We start from the raw sequence: 20,309 nt of genomic DNA on the forward strand, positions 1-20,309 counted from the left end.
TCCGATGGTACGGCGGAGATCGATTTCGAGATTCCCGAATTCGCAGGCACCGCGCGCGTGATGGCGGTGGCCTGGACCGCGACCAAGCTGGGCAAGGCGACAGTCGATGTCACCGTCCGCGATCCCGTGGTGCTGACGGCGACGCTGCCGCGGTTTCTGTTGTCGGGCGACAAAGGCACGATGTCCTTTGATCTTGATAATGTGGAAGGCGCAGCGGGCGACTACACAGTCAGTGTGAAGACGTCCGGTCCTGTGAAGCTCACGGGCAATCCCTCGACCACGGTGAAACTTGCTGCCAAGCAGCGGACCTCGATGGCGCTGACGGTGGATGCGTCGGGCGCCGGGCGGGCGATGGTCGATGTGGACATCAGGGGACCAAATGGGCTGACGCTGGCGCGGCATTATGAGCTCGACGTCAAACCGGCCACCCAGATTCTCGCGCGACGTTCGATCAGGACATTGGCCAAGGGCGAGAGCCTGACGCTGACCTCGGACATGTTCACTGATCTGGTGCCGGGTACGGGCGGCGTCTCGCTATCGGCAAGCCTGTCCACGGCGCTGGATGCGGCGACGATCCTGAAGGCGCTGGACCGCTATCCCTATGGCTGCTCCGAACAGATCACCAGCCGCGCGATGCCGCTGCTCTATGTGAACGATCTCGCGGCCGGTGCGCATCTGGCGATGGATACGTCCGTCGATCAACGCATCAAGGAGTCGATCGACCGGCTGCTGGCGCGGCAGGGTTCGAACGGCTCGTTCGGTCTGTGGTCGTCAGGTGGCGACGATGCGTGGCTGGATGCTTACGTCACTGACTTCCTCACCCGCGCGCGCGAAAAGGGTTTTGCGGTGCCCGACGTGTTGTTCCGTGCGGCGCTCGATCGCGTCCGCAACGCGGTGGTCAATGCGGCCGAGCCGGAGAAGGATGGCGGCCGCGAACTGGCCTATGGTCTTTACGTGCTCGCCAAGAATGGCACCGCACCGATCGGTGATCTCCGCTATCTCGCCGATACCAAGCTTAGCAATCTCGCGACGCCCATCGCCAAGTCGCAGCTCGCAGCGGCGCTGGCATTGGTCGGTGATCGCGTGCGTGCGGAACGCGTCTACAGCGCGGCCGTCGAGAGCCTGAAGCCGAAGCCGGTGATCGAATTTGGCCGCACCGATTTCGGCTCGGCGCTGCGCGATGCGGCGGCACTCGTCTCGCTTGCCAGTGAAGGCAATGCGCCGCGAGCGACGCTGACCCAGGCCGTGCAACGCGTCGAAGCGGCGCGCGGGCTGACGCCATTCACCTCCACGCAGGAGAATGCGTGGCTGGTGCTGGCCTCGCGGGCGCTGGCGAAGGAGGCCAATACGCTGTCGCTCGACGTCAATGGGGCTGCCGTCAAGAGCGCGCTCTATCGCAGCTACAAGGCGGCAGAGCTCTCCGGCGTGCCGATCAAGATCACCAATACCGGTGACACGCCGGTGCAGGCGGTGGTCTCGGTCACTGGCGCACCGGTCACGCCAGAGCCGGCGGCATCGAATGGCTTCAAGATCGAGCGCAGCTATCACAAGCTCGATGGCACGCCCGCCGATGTCACCAAGGCGAAACAGAATGATCGCTTTGCCGTGGTGCTGAAGATCACCGAAGCCAAGCCGGAATACGGTCACGTGATGGTGGCCGATTATCTGCCGGCCGGTTTCGAGATCGATAATCCGCATCTGGTGTCGTCGGGCGACAGCGGCACGCTGGACTGGATCGAGGACGGCGCGGAGCCGGTGAACACCGAATTCCGCGATGACCGGTTCACGGCGGCCATCGACCGCAAGGCCAATGACAAGGCGGTGTTCACGGTGGCTTACATCGTGCGTGCGGTGTCGCCCGGCAAATATGTGCTGCCGCAGGCGGGTGTGGAGGACATGTATAATCCGTCGCGCTACGGACGGACGGGGACGGGCACAGTCGAGGTCGCGAAGGCGAAATGAGCGGGATGCCGCACACACCTCCGTCTTCTCCGACCGTGCCACCCAGGCAATCGCATCCGGATGAGGATGGTGCTCGGCCTGCATGGTTCGAGACGTCCGCTGCGCGGGCTCCTCACCATGAGGGTCGTCTACGGCGCCCAACACTCTCCCCGCATCCTCAGGAGCGGCCGTCTTCGGCCGCGTCTCGAAGGATGGCAGCAGGTTTCGTGAAGCGGACGGCGCTTGGCGTCGCTGTAATCGCCGTGCTCACCATCGCTGCCGTCGCCACCTGGGTCCATTCCCTCGGCCCGCTGCCGCTTGAGAAAGCCAGCACCGTCTCCACCACCGTCCTCGATCGCAACGGCAAGCTGCTCCGCGCCTATGCGATGTCTGACGGGCGCTGGCGGCTGCCGGTGACAGCGAGTTCGTCCATCGATCCCGGCTATCTCAACATTCTCCTCGGTTACGAGGACAAGCGCTTCTATGAGCACCATGGCGTCGATCCGTGGGCGCTCGGACGCGCTGCGTTTCAACTCGTGACACGCGGAAAGATTGTCTCCGGCGGCTCGACCATCACCATGCAGGTGGCGCGGTTGCTGGAACCGCGGCGCGAGCGCTCGATCACTGCCAAGATCCGTCAGGCCGTGCGCGCATTGCAGCTTGAACGGCAGATGAGCAAGGAGCAGATCCTCGATCTCTATCTGACGCTGGCGCCGTTCGGCGGCAATCTGGAAGGTGTTCGCGCTGCCGCCATCGCCTATTTCGGCAAGGAGCCGAAGCGGCTGTCGCTGGCGGAAGCAGCACTGCTGGTGGCGCTGCCGCAGTCGCCGGAAATGCGCCGGCTCGATCGCCATCCCGGCAATGCCCGTGTCGCGCGCGATCGCGTGCTGGAGCGCATGGTCGGCGAGGGACGTGTCTCGGCCGCCGATGCCACGCAGGCGAAAGCCGTGGGTGTGCCGAAGCTGCGAAAGCCGATGCCGATCCTGGCGCCGCATTCTGCCGATCAGGCGGCATCATTGCGCAAAGATGTGCCGATCATCAAGACGTCGCTCGATTCCGGCATCCAGCAGGCGCTGGAAACGCTGGCAAAGGACCGTGCGACGGCGCTCGGCAGCAACATCTCCATCGGCATTCTCGCCGTCGACAACGAGAGCGGCGAAGTCCTCGCCCATGTCGGCTCCGCCGATTACTTCGACGATCGCAGGGCCGGGCAGGTGGACATGACGCGCGCGGTGCGCTCGCCCGGATCCACGCTCAAACCTTTCATTTATGGCCTGGCTTTTGAAGATGGCTTTATCCATCCGGAGAGTTTGATCGACGATCGTCCGGCCCGTTTCGGCGCCTATGCGCCGGAGAATTTCGACATGACGTTCCAGGGCACGGTGCCGGTGCGCAAGGCGCTGCAGCTGTCGCTGAACGTGCCGACCATCGCCTTGCTCGAACGTGTCGGTGCCTCGCGCTTTACCTCGCGACTCAAGCAGGCAGGCGGCAGCCTCGTCCTGCCGCCGGGCGAGGCGCCGGGCCTAGCCATGGGCCTCGGCGGTGTCGGCGTGACGCTGCATGACCTGGTCCAGCTCTATACCGGCGTGGCCCGGCTCGGCACCGTCAAGCCGCTGCGCGAGCTGATGCAGGCCAATGGCGGCGACGATCGCGAAACCTTGCGGCTGATGGAGCCGGTCGCCGCGTGGCAGGTCGGCAATGTGCTGCTTGGCACGCCCCCGCCGGAAAATGCCGCGCATAACCGCATCGCCTTCAAGACGGGCACCAGTTACGGCTATCGCGATGCCTGGTCGGTCGGCTTCGACGGTCGGATGACCATCGGCGTCTGGGTCGGCCGACCCGATGGTGCGCCGGTGCCGGGACTGGTGGGGCGGGTGGCCGCAGCGCCGATCCTGTTCGACGCTTTCGCCCGCACCGGAAAACTGCCGGCGCCGCTGCCGAAGGCGCCGAAGGGCACACTGATGGCAAGCAATGCAAAACTGCCATTGCCGCTGCGCCGGTTCCGTCCGGCTGGCGATCTGATCCGCGCCGGCAGCGAACAGGCGCTGCATATCCAGTTCCCGTTGAACGGGTCGCGGATCGATGCCAGCGGCGGTGAGGGGCAGTTTTCCTCCGTTCCGGTCAAGGTCGCCGGCGGGGTGATGCCGATGACCGTGCTGGTCAATGGCATGGCCGCGGGGGAACTGGATAGCCGGCGCCAACGCTTGGTCGATCCACCCGGCCCCGGATTTGTTCGCCTGACAGTCATGGATGCCATGGGCGCCGCAGACACAGTTGTGGTCAGAATTCAGTGAGACCCGGCTAACTGGTTGTGAGACCGGCCCTTTCATCGTATGCGACAGCCATATGGCTGAGACAGAATACAGACCCCGCTTTGGCGCCCCCCGAGAGCAGAAACCCCGCGTCGATCCGGGCAATACGCTCGCGCGCGTGCTGGATGTCGTCACCCTGAGCCATGGCCGGGCGGTCGCGTTCCTCGCGGTCACCAGCCTCCTGTTCTTCCTGTCCGGCTTTTTTACCATCCCGCCGATCGATCGCGACGAGTCGCGTTTCGCCCAGGCGACCAAGCAGATGGTCGAAACCGGCGATTTCGTCGATATCCGGTTCCAGGACGAGGTTCGCTACAAGAAGCCGGTGGGCATCTACTGGATGCAGGCGGCTGTCGTGGAAATCGCCGACAAGCTCGGCGTGCCGAATGCCGAGATCCGAATCTGGCTGTATCGGGTGCCGTCGCTGCTTGGCGCAATCGGCGCGGTCCTGCTGACCTACTGGACCGCGCTGGCTTTCGTCACCCGCAGGGGCGCGGTGCTGGCCGGATTGATCATGTGCAGCTCGGTGCTGCTCAATGTCGAAGCCCGCATGGCCAAGACCGACGCCATGCTGCTGCTCACCGTGATGATGGTGATGGGCGCCATGGCGCGGGTCTATCTGGCCTGGCAGCGCGGCGAGGACAACAAGCAGGGCGGCTGGCTGGAGCCCTTCGTGTTCTGGACCGGCATGGCGATCAGCATCCTGGTCAAGGGACCGCTGATCCTGATGTTCGTCGGCTTCACCATTCTGGTGCTCGGCGTCATGGATCGCTCGGTCGGCTGGCTCGGACGGCTGAAGCCGCTGGCCGGCATTCCGTGGACGCTGCTGCTGGTGCTGCCATGGTTCGTGGCGATCTTCCTCAAGGCCGGGCAGACCTTCTTTTCGGATTCGCTGGGCGGCGACATGTTGAGCAAGCTGTCGGCGCAGGAATCCCATGGCGCGCCTCCCGGCACCTATTTCCTGCTGTTCTGGGTGACGTTCTGGCCCGGCGCACCACTGGCCGGCATGGCGGCGCCCGCGATCTGGCGAGCCCGGCGCGAGCCCGGCGCCCAGTTCCTGCTGGCCTGGCTGGTGCCGTCCTGGATCGTGTTCGAAGTGGTCATGACCAAGCTGCCGCATTACGTGCTGCCGCTCTATCCGGCCATCGCCATCCTCATCGTCGGCGCTATGGAGCGCCGGGTGCTGGCGCGCAACTGGCTCAGCCGCGGCTCGGCCTGGTGGTTCGCCATTCCCGTGCTGGCAGCCGTGGGCGCGCTGGTGGGCTCCGTGGCCGTCGTCCGGCATCCGATGTTCCTGGCCTGGCCGTTTGCGGCCGGCGCGCTGGTGTTCGGCCTGTTCGCCTGGATGATGTATGACAACAACCGCGCCGAACGCTCGCTGCTGTCAGGCGTGGTGGCATCATTCTTCATGAGCATCGCGTTTTACGCCGTGTTCCTGCCGTCGCTGCGCCCGGTCTTCCCGAGCGTGCATCTGGCGCGGGCGCTGCGCACCGTGGTCTGCGTGGCACCGAAAGCGGCGGCTGCCGGCTATCACGAGCCGAGCCTCGTCTTCATGACCGACACCTCAACGCTTCTGACCGATGGCGCCGGCGCGGCGGATTTCCTGGGCCAGGGCAGCTGTCGTTTTGCACTGGTGGAATATCGTTCGGAACGCCAGTTCGCACTGCGTGCCGAGGCCATTGGCCTGCGCTACAACATGTTCACGCGGATCGAGGGCTATAACTACTCCCAGGGCAAGCCGGTCTCGATCGCCGTCTATCGTTCCGAAGGCACGCAGTGATGGCGGCGCCGGGTTACGTGTCGCAACTCGGGACCATTCTTGGGCAGGCGCTGGCGCAACTGGTTCGCGCGCCCTCCCATTCACGCCGTGCGGAAGCCGCGCGACATTGGGCGAAGCGATCGCTGGCTTTCGCGACGCTCACCGCACTCGTTATCATCGCGCTGATGTTTCTGCTCGATGCCTATGAGATCACGCTGATGCCAGTGCGCGGCACGGCCGGCCTGTGGCCCCTGCGCATCGTCACCGACTTCGGCAAGTCCGAATATGTGCTGTGGGCGTTGTTCGGCTTTCTGGTCGTGATGATGCTGCTGGCACCGCGGCTGCGCGGGATGTCGCGAGCGATCTGGCTCAGCGTCGGCACCCGCGTTCAATATATCTTCCTGACCGTGTTGCTGGCGGTGATGTTGGGCGAGGTGCTGAAGGGCATCATCGGCCGCGGCCGGCCCTTTGTCGGCGGTGCTGCGAACGCGTTCCACTTCAAGCATTTCGCCTGGAGCGAGGTCTATGCGAGCTTCCCGTCGGGCCATGCCACCACCAGTTTCGCGCTGGCCTTCGCCGTGGCGGCGCTGTGGCCTAGGCTGCGGGCTCTCATGATCGCTTATGCGGTGATCATCTGCTGCAGCCGCCTCGTGCTGCTGGCGCATCACCCGAGCGACGTGGTGGCCGGCGGATTGCTTGGCTGGATTGTGGCCATGGCGGTGCGCTACTGGTTCGCGGCCCGGCATCTGGCCTTCATCATCCGTCCGGGCGGCCATATCGACCCGCTGCCGGGGCCGTCCGCAGCCCATGTGAAGAGGGTTGCCCGCGAGGCCATCGCCCCATAATAAGCGGTCTTCGCGCGACCGGTCGCGACAAGTTCCCGTAGCCAAGGCCCGCCAACCAAGAGCCCTGATTTGTCCGCCTCCGACACAGCTTCCATCGATGTCTCCATCGTCGTCCCCGTACGCAACGAGGAGGGCAATGTCGCGCCGCTGATCGCCGAGATCGCGGCAGCGCTGGACGGCCGCTGGGCTTACGAGATCATCTATGTCAACGACGGTTCGACGGACCGCACGCCGACATTGCTCGCCGAACTGATGCAGTCCCGCGGCAATCTGCGGCGCATCGATCATGCGGCCTCATCGGGCCAGTCGGCGGCCGTACGCACCGGCGTGCGCCACGCGCGCGGCGGCATCGTCGCGACGCTGGATGGCGACGGGCAGAACAATCCCGCTTTCCTGCCGAACCTGATTTCCGCGATTGCGGATGGCGGGGGACGCGTTGGCCTTGCAGCGGCGCAGCGTGTCGGCCGCAAGGATACCGGCTTCAAGAAGTTTCAGTCGCGCATCGCCAACAAGGTCCGCAATGCCGTGCTCAAGGACGGCACCCGCGACACCGGCTGCGGCTTGAAGGCATTCCGCCGCGATGTCTTCCTATCGCTGCCTTATTTCGATGGTCTGCATCGCTTCCTGCCGGCGCTGGTGCGCCGCGAGGGGTTTGAGATCGCCTATGTGGACGTCACCGACCGTCCGCGTCACTCCGGCGTGTCGAATTACGGCTTCTTTGATCGGCTGTGGGTCGGCTTGATGGATCTGGCCGGCGTGTGGTGGCTGATCCGCCGCAAGCGGACGACGCCGGTCGCAACCGAGTTCAAGTAAATGCTGATCAGCTACGGCCAGGCACTGGGCGACTATCTTTATGACGTGTTCGTCGCCAAATTCGATTTCTGGCTGGCATTCGGCCTGATCGCGCAACTGCTGTTCACGGCGCGGTTCGTGGTGCAGTGGATTTCGAGCGAGCGCGCCGGGCAGAGCGTCGTGCCGATGGCGTTCTGGTTCTTCTCCATCGCCGGTGGGATGATGACGCTCGTCTATGGCATCGCCAAGCGCGAGCCGGTGATCATTCTCGGCCAGGCTGCGGCCACGGTGATCTATGTCCGCAACATCATGCTGATCGTGAAGAATCGCGGCAAGGCGTCGAAGACGCTGTCGAACTAGCGCGTTGTTGGAGTCAGACCACCACCGTCCTCATGGTGAGGAGCGCGCCCATTGGCGCGTCTCGAGCCATGGCGTGTGTCGCCCATCCTTCGAGACGCCGCTGCGCGGCTCCTCAGGATGAGGGGGAGTGAGTGGAGAGGGCGCTCCATCTCAAAATGAAAGCGCTCTGGTTGTCAGCCGCCCGACACCGTCATCCACCAGTGCTGCACGATCTCGGGGCTGGTGAGCTGGATTGTCGCCGATGCTTCGCGCTGGCTCTTGCGATAGGCGCTGGCGGTGACGCCGAAGCGGGCGCGAAAACTCCGGCTGAAATGCGCTTCGCTGCTGAAGCCGAGATCGGTGGCCAGTTTTGACAGCCGACGCGTTTCCAGGGGATCGCTGAGCGCGGCCTGCACGGCGAGTAGCCGGCGTTCCTGCACATGCTTCATGATGCCGCCGTGATCGGCGAACACGCGATACAGCGTGGCGCGCGAGATATCCAGCTGCTGCGCCAGCCATTCCGGCGTGAGATCGGGCGAAGCGAGATTGTCGCGAATGGTGGCTTCGGTGAGGGCCAGAATGGTCTCGTCCGCCTGCTTTTGCTGCTCGAGCTTGTCGTCCGGCGCGGCCGTCAGCAGGCGCTTCAGGAACACCACTGTGTCGGCGACGGTCGCCTCGACATCGGCCTCGGTGAGCTGTGCGCTGCGTTCCTGCAGCGAGCGGATATGCGCGGCGAGCAGGTCGTTGCGGAACGGATCGAGCCGCGGCTTGAGCTTGTCGAGCGGCGCGTCGCCGAGCAGCGCACGCGGGACGATGAGCGATATCGTCGAGGATGCAAAGGCGCGCGTGTTGACGGGATGACCGAGGTCGATCATGGCGACCTTGCCGGGCCCGATCGTGGTCTGCTGCCCGGTGATCTCGCCGTTGAAGCCGCCCGTCAGATAGAGATGCAGCAGCAGATGATCGGGGGTCACCGCGATCCGCTCCGGCGTGCGGACAAAATCCTGCGCCGCAAATGCGACCTTGGCGATGATGATGCTGCCGATGATGACACCCGATGCCGAACCGGTCGGGATCTTCTTGCCGGGCCCGGCGGCGCGCGGCTCGAACAGCGGCGCCAGCACGGCACTCCAGGTGGCGAAGGCTGTGGCCTCATCAAGGCCGGTGGTGACGTAGTAAAGACGGGGAAGCGGCGGCATGGCGGGTGAATGTGGTCTTGCGATCATCTTTGTCGGACATTCAGGCTCGCGTCCGCTCATCTATAACCATCATCCTAGCGAGGTTTGCTCGGGGCTACGACCACTACATTGGCCGCATAGCCGGAACGTCAGTTCGTGGTGAACGCACAGTGCAATGACGCGTGTCGTCACGACACAACGCGGTTCCGCATGTGTGGTTTCCGCCGGTGTGTTGGAACGTCGTCATGTCGCGGGGAACTGAGACGCCCGGACAAGGGAAACAGCAACCTCTGCGGTGCACAAGCCATCATTGCGCTGTTCGTTCGATTTCTGCCCATACTAGAACGGGTCGAAAGCAGAGCGGAATGGAGATCACTCCAGACGCTCAGAATAATGGGGACGATACAGGCAGCCGGGCAGCTGCTTGCATCAGCGAATTGGCGAAGGGGACGTCTCGTGGGGGCTATCGGGATGCGTCGGGTTTCGACGCTGTTGATGTGCACGACTTTGTTGAGCAGTGCGTGGTTTCTCACGCCATCGCTCGCTGACCCCGCAATCAATCCTCAGACCTGGCCGCTCGATCTGATGAAGGCCGGAAAGGCCTATGAACGCGGGTTCACGGGCTCTGGCGTGACTGTGGCCGTCGGCGACAGCGGCTTCGATACCGGCCATCTGGCGCTGGTGAACAAGTTCAACACGGCGTTGGGCAGGAACTATCTGGTGCTGGATGGCACCACCTACAATGCATCGGAACTGGCACCGCAAAGCGGTGACAAATTCGACAGCCATGGCACCCATGTCGCAGGCATCATTGCGGCCGCCAAGATGGCGGGCATCGACATGCACGGCGTCGCCTATGACGCCAACCTGATTGCGATCCGGACAGTCATTGCCAACGACATATACAGCTATGCGCCCGGAATTAACGGCGACGCAGCGCCGCTGAACTATTTCGCCTCGCTGCGCGATGTCATGATCTACAATGCAAGCTATGGCCCGAGCAGACCCGAAGGCGCTCCGGCGCAGACGGTCTGGGCGAATACGATGCCCTTGAGCCAGGGCGAAATCGACGCCGTCGCGAATGTGTTGCGGAACGGCAAGATCATCGTGGCGGCGACCGGCAATGATCGCAGGTCGGATCCCATCGCCGGCAAGAACCCGAGCGGCATAGCGCTCTATCCCTATATTACGCCGGCACATAACAATACGGGCGTCTATGATTCCCGCGGTCAAAACCTGGATATGACCGCCTTTCAACAGCAGAGCGGCCAGATCATCAGCGTGATGTCGGTCGGCCCGACCAAGCTTGCGGCCTGGTATTCCCAGCTCTGCGGTGTCACCGCGAGCTGGTGCGTCGCTGCGCCGGGCGGCGACAATGAGAAGGGCGGACAGGTTCTTTCGACCATTCCCTATACGACCCTTTATAACTACGACCAGGGCACCTCGATGGCGGCGCCGGCCGTGTCCGGTGCATTGGCGGTGCTGGTCCAGGCTAACCCGACCTACAATGCGCAGGATCTTTCGCGCCTGCTGTTCTCCACCACCGAGGACCTCGGCGCGCCCGGCATCGATAAGGAGTTCGGCCACGGCCTCGTTCGGCTCGATCGTGCCACGGATGGGGTGACAACCCTGGCCGCCAACGCGACCAAGTCGGTTGCCGCCAACTCCACCGAATACTGGAGCAGGCCGCTGATCACGGACGGTTCATTCACCAAAGCCGGCGACGGTATCCTGACCATTTCCGGGCGGACGACTGCGAAAGGTGATGTGTTCGCACAGCTCGGCACGCTGGCCGTGGATGGCACGCTGTCGGTGCAGTCCGGCAGCAGGCTGAACGTGGCGCAGCCGGCGACATTGGCCGGCTTCGGCGTCGTGGCGGGCAACAGCACGATCGCAGGCACCTTGTCGCCGGGCAAGATGGCCAATTACGACGACCTCGTTGCCTATGGCTCGATCGCCGCCGGCACGGTGCTGCAAGGCAACTCGGTGGGATCGCTGACCTTCAACGGCAATGTCACGCTGACGGCGACGGCGACGACCCGCCTCGACATCGACGGCACGCTGATCGTGCCGGGCGGGCCGGGCACCTATGACAAGATCTTCGTGTCCGGCGCCGGCAACGTGTTCTACGCCGCCGGCGCGCTCACCCCCGTGTTGCGTGGCAGAGTCGGCACTGTCAGCAGCTACACGCCGGCCCTCGGCGTTCAGTTTGCAATCGTGCAGGCACAGAATGGTGCGACCACCGCCGGCAGCTTCTCATCGCTGCTGCAGCCGACGGCAGGACTGCCGACCAATGGTCGCTTCGACCTGATTTACAGCACGACGGCGCTCACACTGGCGGTGACGCCATCGAGCTTTGCCGCGCTCGCCAGCACTGACAATCTCGGTACCAGCCAGAGATCCATGGCAGCGCTGCTTGACAGCAAGCGCCCTGCGGCAGGCGTCTTGCCGACCGCCTCCGAAAAGGCGCTGTACGACGCCCTCTACAAGCTCAACACCGAGCCGCTCTTCGACAAGGCCTTGGCGCAGCTGGGCGGTCCCGGCCAGCCGGCCGTCTCTGGTGCGTCGTTGCAGGCCTTTGCCGGCTTCCTCGGGGCCATCGGCGATCGTCAAGATGCGCTCGCGTTTGGCAGCGACGCCGGCCAGAACGGCACAGCGCAGAATTTCGCGCTGTCCTATGCCGGGCGCAACACCATGACCGCGGAAGCGAATGCGGCCATGAATGCCTTCGCCAGTGTCACGCCGACACAGCGTGTGCAGGACGGCTGGGCCATGTGGGGCCAGGGTTTTGGCCGTACCAGCCGCGTTGGCGACAGTGGCGATCTGTCCGGCTCGAAGGCCACCAGCGCCGGCTTCACCCTCGGTGCCGACCGCTGGTTCTCAAACAACCTGATCGCCGGCGGTGCATTCGGTTACGCACGCACTACGGCGACCAGCACGGACATGCAGGGCAATTCGGACACCTATGCCGGTGCGGCCTATGCGAGCTGGACGCCGGGCGCGGCCGTGTTCGATGTCCGTATTGCCGCCGGCCCGAGCCAGATGTCCACGACACGCCAGATCATTCTGGCGTCGAACGGGCTGCAGGGCAGTGCGAACGGCATCGGCGTCGGCACCTCGTTCGAAGCCGGCTACCGGTTTGCGATCGCGCCGGACGTGATCCTCAAGCCCTATGCCGGCATCAGCTGGCAGGGTTTTCGTCGCGACGGCTATAGCGAAACGCCGATTGGTATCGGCCTCGCTTACGGCGCGCAGACCTACGACAAACTGATGACCACGGCCGGCGCCGCGGTGAGCGCGAAGCTGCGCACCACCGACGGCACCACGCTGGTGCCGGAACTGAAGCTCGGCTGGGGCTACGATCTGCGCGACACCACGCTGACCAGCCAGGCCGCGCTGCTCGACCAATCCTTCCTCGTCACGGCCGCAGCACCCGGCCGCAGTGCGGCGCTGGTGGGGGCAAAACTGTCGGGCTGGCGCACCGAGACGTTCCGCCTGTTCGGTGCCTATAACGGCGAATATCGCAGCAATGCCACGAGCCATCAGCTCTCGGCTGGCGCTCGGTTTAACTGGTGATGGTGGGCACGCTGCGCCTTGCCCGCCCTGCAGAATGGCGCCAGCGATGATCGGTAGGATGGGTTGAGCGAAGCGATACCCATCACCATCTGCGTTTGCAGTGATGGGTATCGCTCCGGCGCGATGCGCCTGCGCTCAACCCATCCTACGAAGCGGCCTTCAGCGCAGCAAATCCGCGCTCCAGATCGGCCTTGAGATCGTCGAGACTCTCGAGGCCGATATGCAGGCGCAGCGCTGGGCCGCCGGGCGCCCACTTGGTCGCCGTGCGGTAGTCGCTGCAATCGAACGGGATGATCAGGCTCTCGAAGCCGCCCCATGAATAGCCCATGCCGAACAGCTTGACGGTGTCGAGCAGCGCATCGACGGCCTTTTGCGACACCGGCTTGAGCACGATGCTGAACAGGCCCGAGGCGCCTGTGAAGTCGCGCTTCCAGATGGCGTGACCGGGATGGTCGGGCAGAGCAGGGTGCAGCACGTTCAGCACTTCCGGCCGGGCCTGCAGCCATTGCGCCATCTCCAGTCCCGCACGCTGATGATGGGCGAGGCGCACCGACATGGTGCGCAGCCCGCGCAGCGCCAGGAAGACATCGTCCGGCCCGGCGCAGGTGCCGAGCAGCTTGATGCCTTCGCTGACCTTCGGCCATGCGGCGTCATTGGCCGAGATGGTGCCGAACATGATGTCAGAATGGCCGCCGATATACTTTGTCGCGGCCTGGATGCTGATATCGACGCCGTGCTCGAGCGAGCGATGATACAGCGGCGTGGCCCAGGTGTTGTCGTCGATCACCAGCGCGCCGTGCTTGTGCGCGATGCCGGCGATGACGGGCACATCGGGCATCTCGAAGGATTGCGAGCCCGGCGCCTCGACCATCACGGCACGGGTGTTGGGCTTCATCAGGGCTTCGATGCCGGCACCGATCAGGGGATCGAAATAGGTGGTTTCGATGCCGTAGCGCGCCAGCATGCCGTTGCAGAAATTGCGGGTCGGGCGATAGGCGCTGTCGGAGACCAGCAAATGATCGCCGGCCTGCAGCACCGACAGCAGCGTCGTCGAGATCGCGGCGAGGCCCGACGGGACGAGGCCGACGCCGGCGCAGCGCGGGCCCTCCAGCGCCATGAGCGCCTGCTGCAGTGCCTTGGTGGTCGGCGTGCCATGGCGGCCATATTGATATTCGCCGCGATGCGCGTGCAGGTCGTCGGCGGTCGGATACAGCACCGTGGAGCCGCGCACCGTGGGCGGATTCACAAAACCCCATTGGCCGGCGGTGTCGCGGCCGGCATTGACGATCACCGTATCTGGATCGAGCGAGGTTGTGCCGTGATTGTTGGATGATGCCATCGGATACGCCTGCCGGGTCTGGTGTTTTGCCGCAGGAGATCGCCGTCCGCCGGGCTATCTGCTGCACCGCCACTAAGCCGATACGGCCGGTTCCGCGTCAACCCCTTGACCTGACTGGCAGATCGTCATCGTGTGCAGTAATGGCCGCATGATCGGGCGCGATTCGCAAAACTGGATTTGATCTGAGCTGCCGCGGACCGGCCTTTTCGCCCGGCGTGTGGACCGCTATGGAACTGATCGAACGGTTCGGCATTCAGTTCTTTGTACGTCGCTATGCCGATCGCTGGTCGGATTGCTCCGACGCCCTCGGGAAAGGCTCCTCCATGAAATCCGCGATTCTGACGAAATCCGCGATTCTGACGCTCACCCTCGCAATTGCAGCCGGCTGGTCGGCGCAGGGTGCGTCGGCGCAAACACTGAAGACCGTGAAGGAACGCGGCGTGCTTTCCTGCGGTGTGACGCAGGGTCTGCCAGGCTTCTCGGCGCCGGACGATCGCGGCAACTGGGCCGGCCTGGATGTGGATCTGTGCCGCGGTATTGCGGCTGCGATCTTCAACGATGCCACCAAGGTCAAATATGTGCCGCTGTCGGCCAAGGATCGCTTCACGGCGTTGCAGTCCGGCGAGATCGATGTGCTATCGCGCAACACGACATGGACGCTGTCGCGCGACACCTCGCTGGGTGTGAACTTTGCCGGCATCAACTATTATGACGGCCAGGGTTTCATGGTCCGCAAGTCGCTGAAGGTGAATTCGGCGCTCGAACTCGCGGGCGCGTCTGTGTGCCTGCAGACCGGTACCACCAATGAGCAGAACCTCGCCGACTTCTTCAAGGGCAACAATATGAAGTATGAGGTGGTCGCATTCTCGACCGCCGATGAAGTTGTGAAGGCCTATGAGTCCGGACGTTGCGATGCATTCACCGCCGATATCTCGCAGCTTTATGCCGAGCGCCTGAAACTGACGACGCCGGCCGAGCACGAGGTGCTGCCGCAGGTGATTTCCAAGGAGCCGCTCGGACCGCTGGTGCGCCATGGCGACGATCAATGGCTCGACGTGGTGCGCTGGGTGCTGTTTGCGCAGGTGAATGCGGAAGAGCTGGGGATCACCCAGAAGAACGTCGATGATCAGGCCAAATCCGACAAGCCTGAGCTGAAGCGCATCTTCGGCACCGATGGCAGTCTCGGCGAACAGCTCGGTCTCACCAAGGACTGGTTTCACCGCATTATCAAAGCGACCGGCAATTACGGTGAAAGCTTTGATCGCAATGTCGGGCCGGGCTCCAAGCTCGGCATCGCGCGCGGCCTGAACCAGCTCTGGAACAAGGGCGGCATCATGTTTGCCCCGCCGATCCGCTGAACGCGAACGACCGGGAATCGATGACAGGCGAAGCCAGACGACCGCCGTTGCAACTCGGCGCAAAACTGCGCCGCGCGCTCGGCGGGCAGGCCGGCTGGAGCGGATTTGCGCTGCAGGTCGTGCTCGTTGTGGTGCTGGCCTGGGTCGCGCATGAGATCATCGATAATGCGCGTGAGAATCTGGCCACGCAGAAGATCGCATCCGGCTTCGGCTTTCTCTGGAGCACCGCGGGATTCGGCGTCAGCCAGACGCTGATCCCGTACACGGAGTCGGACACCTATCTGCGCGTGATGCTGGTCGGCCTGACCAACACGCTTGCGGTCTCCATCGTCGGCATCTTCTTTGCGACGATCATCGGATTCGTGGTCGGGCTCGGGCGGTTGTCGCCCAACTGGCTGCTGGCACGCATCGCCGGCGCCTATGTGGAGCTGATCCGCAATCTGCCGCTGCTGTTCCAGATCCTGTTCTGGTATCTCGCGGTGCTGGCGGCGCTGCCGCAGCCGCGCCAGAGCATCAATCTGTTCGACAGCGTGTTTCTCAGCAATCGCGGTTTCGGCATGCCGAAGCCGATCGGCACCGAGGCACTGCTGCCGTTTCTGATCGCCATCGCTCTTGCCGTGGTGTTGTCGATCGTGCTGCGCTCAGTGGCGCGGCGGAGGCTGTTTGCGACAGGCCAGCAGCTGACGATCTGGCCGATCGTGATCGCCGCTTTGATCGGGCTGCCCGTTGTCGCGGTTTTCATCTTCGGCGCGCCCTGGACCTGGGAATATCCGGTGCTGCGCGGCTTCAATTTCAATGGCGGCATGCGTGTCGTCCCGGAATTTGCAGCCCTCGCCATTGCGCTCTCGACCTATAGCGGCGCCTTCATTGCCGAGATCGTGCGGGCCGGCGTGCAGTCGGTCCAGAAGGGGCAGGCCGAAGCCGGCGCGTCGCTGGGCCTGAAACGAAGCGAGGTGATGCGGCTGATCGTGGTGCCGCAGGCCATGCGTGTGATCCTGCCGCCGCTGACCAATCAGTATCTCAATCTCACCAAGAACTCGTCGCTGGCCGTGGCCATCGGCTATCCCGATCTCGTCTCGGTGTTTGCCGGAACGGCACTGAGCCAGACCGGGCAGGCGATCGAGATCGTGGCCATCACCATGGCGATCTATCTGGTGATCTCGCTGATCACCAGCGCGCTCATGACCGCCTATGGCTGGCGGACCTCGCGGAGCATGGGCGCATGAGCGAGACCGCCTATGTCGCGAAGGACATTATCGCGCCCCGCACCGCACCGGTGCGCACCACGGGTGTGCTCGGATTCGTGCGCACCCGGCTGCTGAACTCGCCGACCAATATCCTGCTCACCATCGCCTGCATCCTGCTGCTGTGGTTCACGATCATCCCGACCGTGCAGTTCCTGTTCGTGGACGCCGTTTGGCAAGGTGCCGATCGCAATGCCTGTTTGCCTGAAAGCGTGGGGCGCCCGGTCGGCGCATGCTGGCCGTTCATCCAGGCCAAGCTGTCGCAATTCATCTATGGCTTTTATCCTGAGGCCGAGCGCTGGCGTGTGGATCTGACATTCGGCATCGGCATCCTGCTGCTCGCACCGCTGCTGATTCCGACACTGCCTGCAAAAGCCATCAATGCGACGCTGTTCTTCGTCGCATTTCCCGTCGTCGCCTTTTTCCTGCTGCATGGTGGCTATGGCGGGCTAGATGTTGTGCCGACCCGCCTCTGGGGCGGCATGCTGGTGACACTGGTGGTCGCCATCACCGGCATCGTCGCCTCCATGCCGATCGGCATCGCGCTGGCGCTGGGGCGGCGGTCGAGCATTCCGCTGATCCGGTTCGGCTCCATTGCCTTCATCGAATTCTGGCGCGGCGTGCCGCTGATCACCGTGCTGTTCTTCGCCACCTATATGCTGCCGCTGTTCCTGCCCGGCAATTTTACGGTCGATGGGCTCGTGCGCGTGCTGATCGGCGTGGCGCTGTTTGCCGGCGCCTATAATGCCGAAGTGATCCGCGGCGGCTTGAACGCGATTCCCAGAGGGCAGGCGGAGGCGGCGAGTGCTCTTGGCCTGTCCTGGTGGCGGACGACGCGGCTGGTGGTGCTGCCGCAGGCGCTGCGCCATGTCATCCCCGGCCTCGTCAACAGTTTCATCGCGCTGTTGAAGGACACCTCGCTGGTGTCGATCGTGGCGCTGTTCGACCTGCTCGGGCAGTTGCGCGCGGCCTTTGCCGATCCCGCCTGGTCGTCGCCATCAACGCTGTTCACCGGTTTCGCCTTCACGGGCATCATCTATTTCGTGCTGTGCTTCGGCATGTCGCGCTATTCGCTGTTCGTCGAGCACCGGCTCAACGCGCATCGACGGAGTTAAGCATGAGCCTCAATCCGATCGTCGGTATTGCCGGCCTGAACAAGTGGTTCGGCGAGTTTCACGTCCTGCGCGATATCGATCTCGCGGTCGGCAGCGGCGAGCGCATCGTCATTTGCGGGCCGTCGGGCTCCGGCAAATCGACGCTGATCCGCTGCATTAATGCGCTGGAAGAGTTTCAGGAAGGCCGTATCACGGTCGATGGGATCGAGCTCGGTCCCAATCTGCGCCGCGTCGATGATATCCGTCGCGAAGTCGGCATGGTGTTTCAGAGCTTCAATCTGTTTCCGCATCTCACCGTGCTGGAGAACTGCACGCTGGCGCCGATCTTCGTGCGGCATATGCCGAAGAAAGATGCTGAAGCGGCTGCGATGAAATTTCTCGAACGCGTGCGCATTCCAGACAAGGCGCGTTCATATCCGGGCCAACTCTCCGGCGGTCAGCAGCAGCGCGTCGCGATTGCGCGGGCGCTGACGATGAATCCGAAGGTGATGCTGTTCGATGAGCCGACGTCAGCGCTCGATCCAGAGATGGTGAAAGAGGTGCTCGACACCATGGTGGACCTCGCCGACGAGGGCATGACCATGCTGGTGGTGACCCACGAAATGGGCTTTGCGCGCCAGGTGGCGGACCGCATCGTGTTCATGGATTCCGGCCAGATCATCGAGGTGAACAAACCGGATGTGTTTTTCGATCATCCGAAGCACGAACGGACGAAACTGTTTTTGGGGCAGATTTTGCGGTAACACTCTGCCCCTCATGGTGAGGAGCGCGCTCTTGCGCGCGTCTCGAACCATGAGATGGCCTGGCTCCCGCGTTTGCGGCCATCCTTCGAGACGCCGCTGCGCGGCTCCTCAGGATGAGGGTGGAGGAGGTGGCTAGACCTTCTCGAACGGCACCTGGATGTCGCTCTTGCGTTCCAGCCATTCCGGCACCGGCAGGTTCTTGCTGCGCATGAAAGCCGGGTTGAACAGCTTTGACTGATAGCGGCCGCCAGAGTCGCACAGGATCGTCACGATGGTCTTGCCGGGGCCGAGGTTCTTGGCAAGACGAATGGCGCCGGCGATGTTGACGCCGCTCGAGCCGCCGAGACACAGGCCTTCGTGCTCGGCGAGATCGTAAATCACGGCTACGGCTTCCTCATCGGAAATCAGAAACGCATCATCGACGGTGCGCTTGGCCTGCTGCGCGATGGGCGTAACGCGGCCAAGACCAATGCCTTCGGTGATCGACCCGCCCGGCGACGCCGTCGCTTCGCCGGTCCGGAAGTATTCATACATGGCCGCGCCGTGCGGATCGGCACAGCCGATCACGACGCCCTTGTTCTTTTCCTTGAGATAGGTGCTGGTGCCCGCAAGGGTGCCGCCGCTGCCCACCGCGCAGATAAAGCCATCGATCTTGCCATCGGTCTGCTGCCAGATCTCCGGGCCCGTCGACTCGTAATGCGCCTTGGCATTGTCGAGATTATTCCACTGGTCGCCGAACAGCACGCCATTCGGTTCGGTCTTGCGCAACTGGTCCGCGAGCCGCTTGCCGACGTGCTGGAACTGGTTCGGATTTGAATAAGGGACGACCGGCACCTCGATCAGCTCGGCGCCGGCAAGCTTGAGCATGTCTTTCTTTTCCTGGCTCTGGGAGTCAGGGATGACGATGATGGTGCGATAGCCACGCGCACTCGCCACGACAGCGAGGCCGATGCCGGTATTGCCGGCTGTGGACTCGACCACCAAGCCGCCGGGCTTCAAGTCGCCGCGTTTCTCGGCTTCCAAAATCATCCATTTGCCGGCGCGGTCTTTCACCGACTGGCCGGGATTCATGAACTCCGCCTTGCCGAGAATGGTGCAGCCGGTGAGTTCGGAGGCACGCTTCAGCTTGATCAGGGGCGTGTTGCCGATGGCCTCGACGACGTCTTTATTGAAAATCATGGTCCTGCAATTCTCGGCACGGTTGACGATGCTGCGCTCAACCTAGTGAACGCAGCGTGGCCATACAAGGGAAGCGCGGGCAGGACAGAGGGCCGCCGTATGGGCGCCTCATTTCGCTTTTGCGAAAACGACTTGGCGGACGTCGATATTCCCCGACATGAAACCGGCCTCGCAATAGGCCAGGTAGTATTCCCACAGCCGCCGGAAGCGGTCGTCGAAGCCGAGCGGCGTCAGGCCCGGCCATGCAGCGCGGAAATTTTCTCTCCACAGCGCCAGCGTCCTGGCATAATCGAGCCCGAAAATGCGCTCGCGGATGACAGGCACACTGAATCGCTCGCCGAGCGACTTCAGAATTTCCGGCGTCGGCAGCATGCCGCCCGGAAACACGTAACGCTGGATGAAATCGACTTCGCTGCGATAGGACTGGAAGAACTTGTCCTGGATCGTGATGGCCTGAATGCCGGCCAGGCCGCCGGGCCGCAGGCGATCCCGGATCTGGGTGAAATAGCGCGGCCAGAATTGCTCACCGACCGCCTCGATCATTTCGATCGACACGATGCGATCATAGAGCCCGCGCTCATCCCGATAGTCC

Annotated in this window: 15 protein-coding genes; 11 read left to right on the forward strand and 4 right to left on the reverse strand. The window is 63.6% G+C overall.

The window, feature by feature from the left end:
* The 6 genes from ACIQ2A_RS20970 to ACIQ2A_RS20995 form a co-directional block, all read left to right on the forward strand.
* Positions 1-1,962 (forward strand): alpha-2-macroglobulin family protein (locus tag ACIQ2A_RS20970; RefSeq protein WP_398482940.1); only part of this gene is annotated, 1,962 nt, incomplete at its 5' end.
* 191 nt (positions 1,963-2,153) lie between these two features.
* On the forward strand, positions 2,154-4,235 hold the full coding sequence (gene pbpC / locus ACIQ2A_RS20975; protein WP_398482942.1) for a penicillin-binding protein 1C: 2,082 nt from the start codon (positions 2,154-2,156) through the stop codon (positions 4,233-4,235).
* Positions 4,236-4,287: 52 nt separating this feature from the next.
* Positions 4,288-6,030, forward strand: coding sequence for an ArnT family glycosyltransferase (locus ACIQ2A_RS20980; RefSeq protein WP_398482944.1), 1,743 nt, complete (start codon positions 4,288-4,290; stop codon positions 6,028-6,030).
* A complete protein-coding gene (locus tag ACIQ2A_RS20985; protein WP_398482947.1) occupies positions 6,030-6,854 on the forward strand; it encodes a phosphatase PAP2 family protein in 825 nt (274 codons plus the stop codon). The genes ACIQ2A_RS20980 and ACIQ2A_RS20985 overlap by 1 nt, the downstream gene beginning before the upstream one ends.
* Positions 6,855-6,923: 69 nt before the next feature.
* Positions 6,924-7,667, forward strand: a complete 744-nt coding sequence (locus ACIQ2A_RS20990; protein WP_398482949.1) for a glycosyltransferase family 2 protein — start codon at positions 6,924-6,926, stop codon at positions 7,665-7,667.
* On the forward strand, positions 7,668-8,006 hold the full coding sequence (locus ACIQ2A_RS20995) for a lipid-A-disaccharide synthase N-terminal domain-containing protein (RefSeq protein ID WP_398482951.1): 339 nt from the start codon (positions 7,668-7,670) through the stop codon (positions 8,004-8,006).
* A 173-nt stretch (positions 8,007-8,179) separates the two neighbouring features.
* Here the strand turns inward: ACIQ2A_RS20995 and ACIQ2A_RS21000 are convergent, their stop codons facing one another.
* Positions 8,180-9,184, reverse strand: coding sequence for a helix-turn-helix domain-containing protein (locus ACIQ2A_RS21000; RefSeq protein ID WP_398482953.1), 1,005 nt, complete (start codon positions 9,182-9,184; stop codon positions 8,180-8,182).
* 450 nt (positions 9,185-9,634) lie between these two features.
* Here ACIQ2A_RS21000 and ACIQ2A_RS21005 point away from each other — a divergent pair, with 450 nt between their 5' ends.
* Positions 9,635-12,739 carry a S8 family peptidase gene (locus ACIQ2A_RS21005; protein WP_398482955.1) on the forward strand — a complete coding sequence of 1,035 codons (3,105 nt, stop codon included), beginning with the start codon at positions 9,635-9,637 and terminating at the stop codon, positions 12,737-12,739.
* A 145-nt stretch (positions 12,740-12,884) separates the two neighbouring features.
* On the opposite strand, the gene metC is transcribed toward ACIQ2A_RS21005, so the two are convergent.
* A complete protein-coding gene (gene metC, locus ACIQ2A_RS21010; RefSeq protein WP_398482958.1) occupies positions 12,885-14,078 on the reverse strand; it encodes a cystathionine beta-lyase in 1,194 nt (397 codons plus the stop codon).
* 323 nt (positions 14,079-14,401) lie between these two features.
* Here metC and ACIQ2A_RS21015 point away from each other — a divergent pair, with 323 nt between their 5' ends.
* The 4 genes from ACIQ2A_RS21015 to ACIQ2A_RS21030 are packed head-to-tail and all read left to right on the forward strand — an operon-like array spanning position 14,402 to position 18,538.
* On the forward strand, positions 14,402-15,436 hold the full coding sequence (locus tag ACIQ2A_RS21015) for an amino acid ABC transporter substrate-binding protein (protein ID WP_398482960.1): 1,035 nt from the start codon (positions 14,402-14,404) through the stop codon (positions 15,434-15,436).
* A 20-nt stretch (positions 15,437-15,456) separates the two neighbouring features.
* Positions 15,457-16,662, forward strand: a complete 1,206-nt coding sequence (locus ACIQ2A_RS21020; protein ID WP_398482962.1) for an amino acid ABC transporter permease — start codon at positions 15,457-15,459, stop codon at positions 16,660-16,662.
* Positions 16,659-17,795, forward strand: coding sequence for an amino acid ABC transporter permease (locus tag ACIQ2A_RS21025; RefSeq protein WP_398482964.1), 1,137 nt, complete (start codon positions 16,659-16,661; stop codon positions 17,793-17,795). Before ACIQ2A_RS21020 ends, ACIQ2A_RS21025 begins: the two co-directional genes overlap by 4 nt.
* Positions 17,796-17,797: 2 nt before the next feature.
* On the forward strand, positions 17,798-18,538 hold the full coding sequence (locus tag ACIQ2A_RS21030) for an amino acid ABC transporter ATP-binding protein (protein ID WP_398482966.1): 741 nt from the start codon (positions 17,798-17,800) through the stop codon (positions 18,536-18,538).
* Between the two features lie 132 nt (positions 18,539-18,670).
* Here ACIQ2A_RS21030 and ACIQ2A_RS21035 read toward each other — a convergent pair whose 3' ends face one another.
* Positions 18,671-19,717: a cysteine synthase A gene (locus ACIQ2A_RS21035; RefSeq protein WP_398482969.1), complete on the reverse strand. Its 1,047-nt coding sequence runs from the start codon at positions 19,715-19,717 to the stop codon at positions 18,671-18,673.
* A 108-nt stretch (positions 19,718-19,825) separates the two neighbouring features.
* Positions 19,826-20,309, reverse strand: a 484-nt coding sequence (locus tag ACIQ2A_RS21040) for a class I SAM-dependent methyltransferase (RefSeq protein WP_398482971.1), incomplete at its 5' end; no start/stop codon positions are given.

This window comes from Tardiphaga sp. (assembly GCF_044336785.1).
Classification (GTDB): Bacteria; Pseudomonadota; Alphaproteobacteria; order Rhizobiales; family Xanthobacteraceae; genus Tardiphaga.

What these genes read in the sequence shown, in the direction of transcription:
- pbpC (WP_398482942.1), top strand. Translation starts at nt 2,154, where the DNA reads ATGGCAGCAGGTTTCGTGAAGCGGACGGCGCTTGGCGTCGCTGTAATC.
- ACIQ2A_RS20980 (WP_398482944.1), top strand. Translation starts at nt 4,288, where the DNA reads ATGGCTGAGACAGAATACAGACCCCGCTTTGGCGCCCCCCGAGAGCAG.
- ACIQ2A_RS20985 (WP_398482947.1), top strand. Translation starts at nt 6,030, where the DNA reads ATGGCGGCGCCGGGTTACGTGTCGCAACTCGGGACCATTCTTGGGCAG.
- ACIQ2A_RS20995 (WP_398482951.1), top strand. Translation starts at nt 7,668, where the DNA reads ATGCTGATCAGCTACGGCCAGGCACTGGGCGACTATCTTTATGACGTG.
- ACIQ2A_RS21000 (WP_398482953.1), bottom strand. Translation starts at nt 9,184, where the DNA reads ATGCCGCCGCTTCCCCGTCTTTACTACGTCACCACCGGCCTTGATGAG.
- ACIQ2A_RS21005 (WP_398482955.1), top strand. Translation starts at nt 9,635, where the DNA reads ATGCGTCGGGTTTCGACGCTGTTGATGTGCACGACTTTGTTGAGCAGT.
- metC (WP_398482958.1), bottom strand. Translation starts at nt 14,078, where the DNA reads ATGGCATCATCCAACAATCACGGCACAACCTCGCTCGATCCAGATACG.
- ACIQ2A_RS21015 (WP_398482960.1), top strand. Translation starts at nt 14,402, where the DNA reads ATGAAATCCGCGATTCTGACGAAATCCGCGATTCTGACGCTCACCCTC.
- ACIQ2A_RS21020 (WP_398482962.1), top strand. Translation starts at nt 15,457, where the DNA reads ATGACAGGCGAAGCCAGACGACCGCCGTTGCAACTCGGCGCAAAACTG.
- ACIQ2A_RS21025 (WP_398482964.1), top strand. Translation starts at nt 16,659, where the DNA reads ATGAGCGAGACCGCCTATGTCGCGAAGGACATTATCGCGCCCCGCACC.
- ACIQ2A_RS21030 (WP_398482966.1), top strand. Translation starts at nt 17,798, where the DNA reads ATGAGCCTCAATCCGATCGTCGGTATTGCCGGCCTGAACAAGTGGTTC.
- ACIQ2A_RS21035 (WP_398482969.1), bottom strand. Translation starts at nt 19,717, where the DNA reads ATGATTTTCAATAAAGACGTCGTCGAGGCCATCGGCAACACGCCCCTG.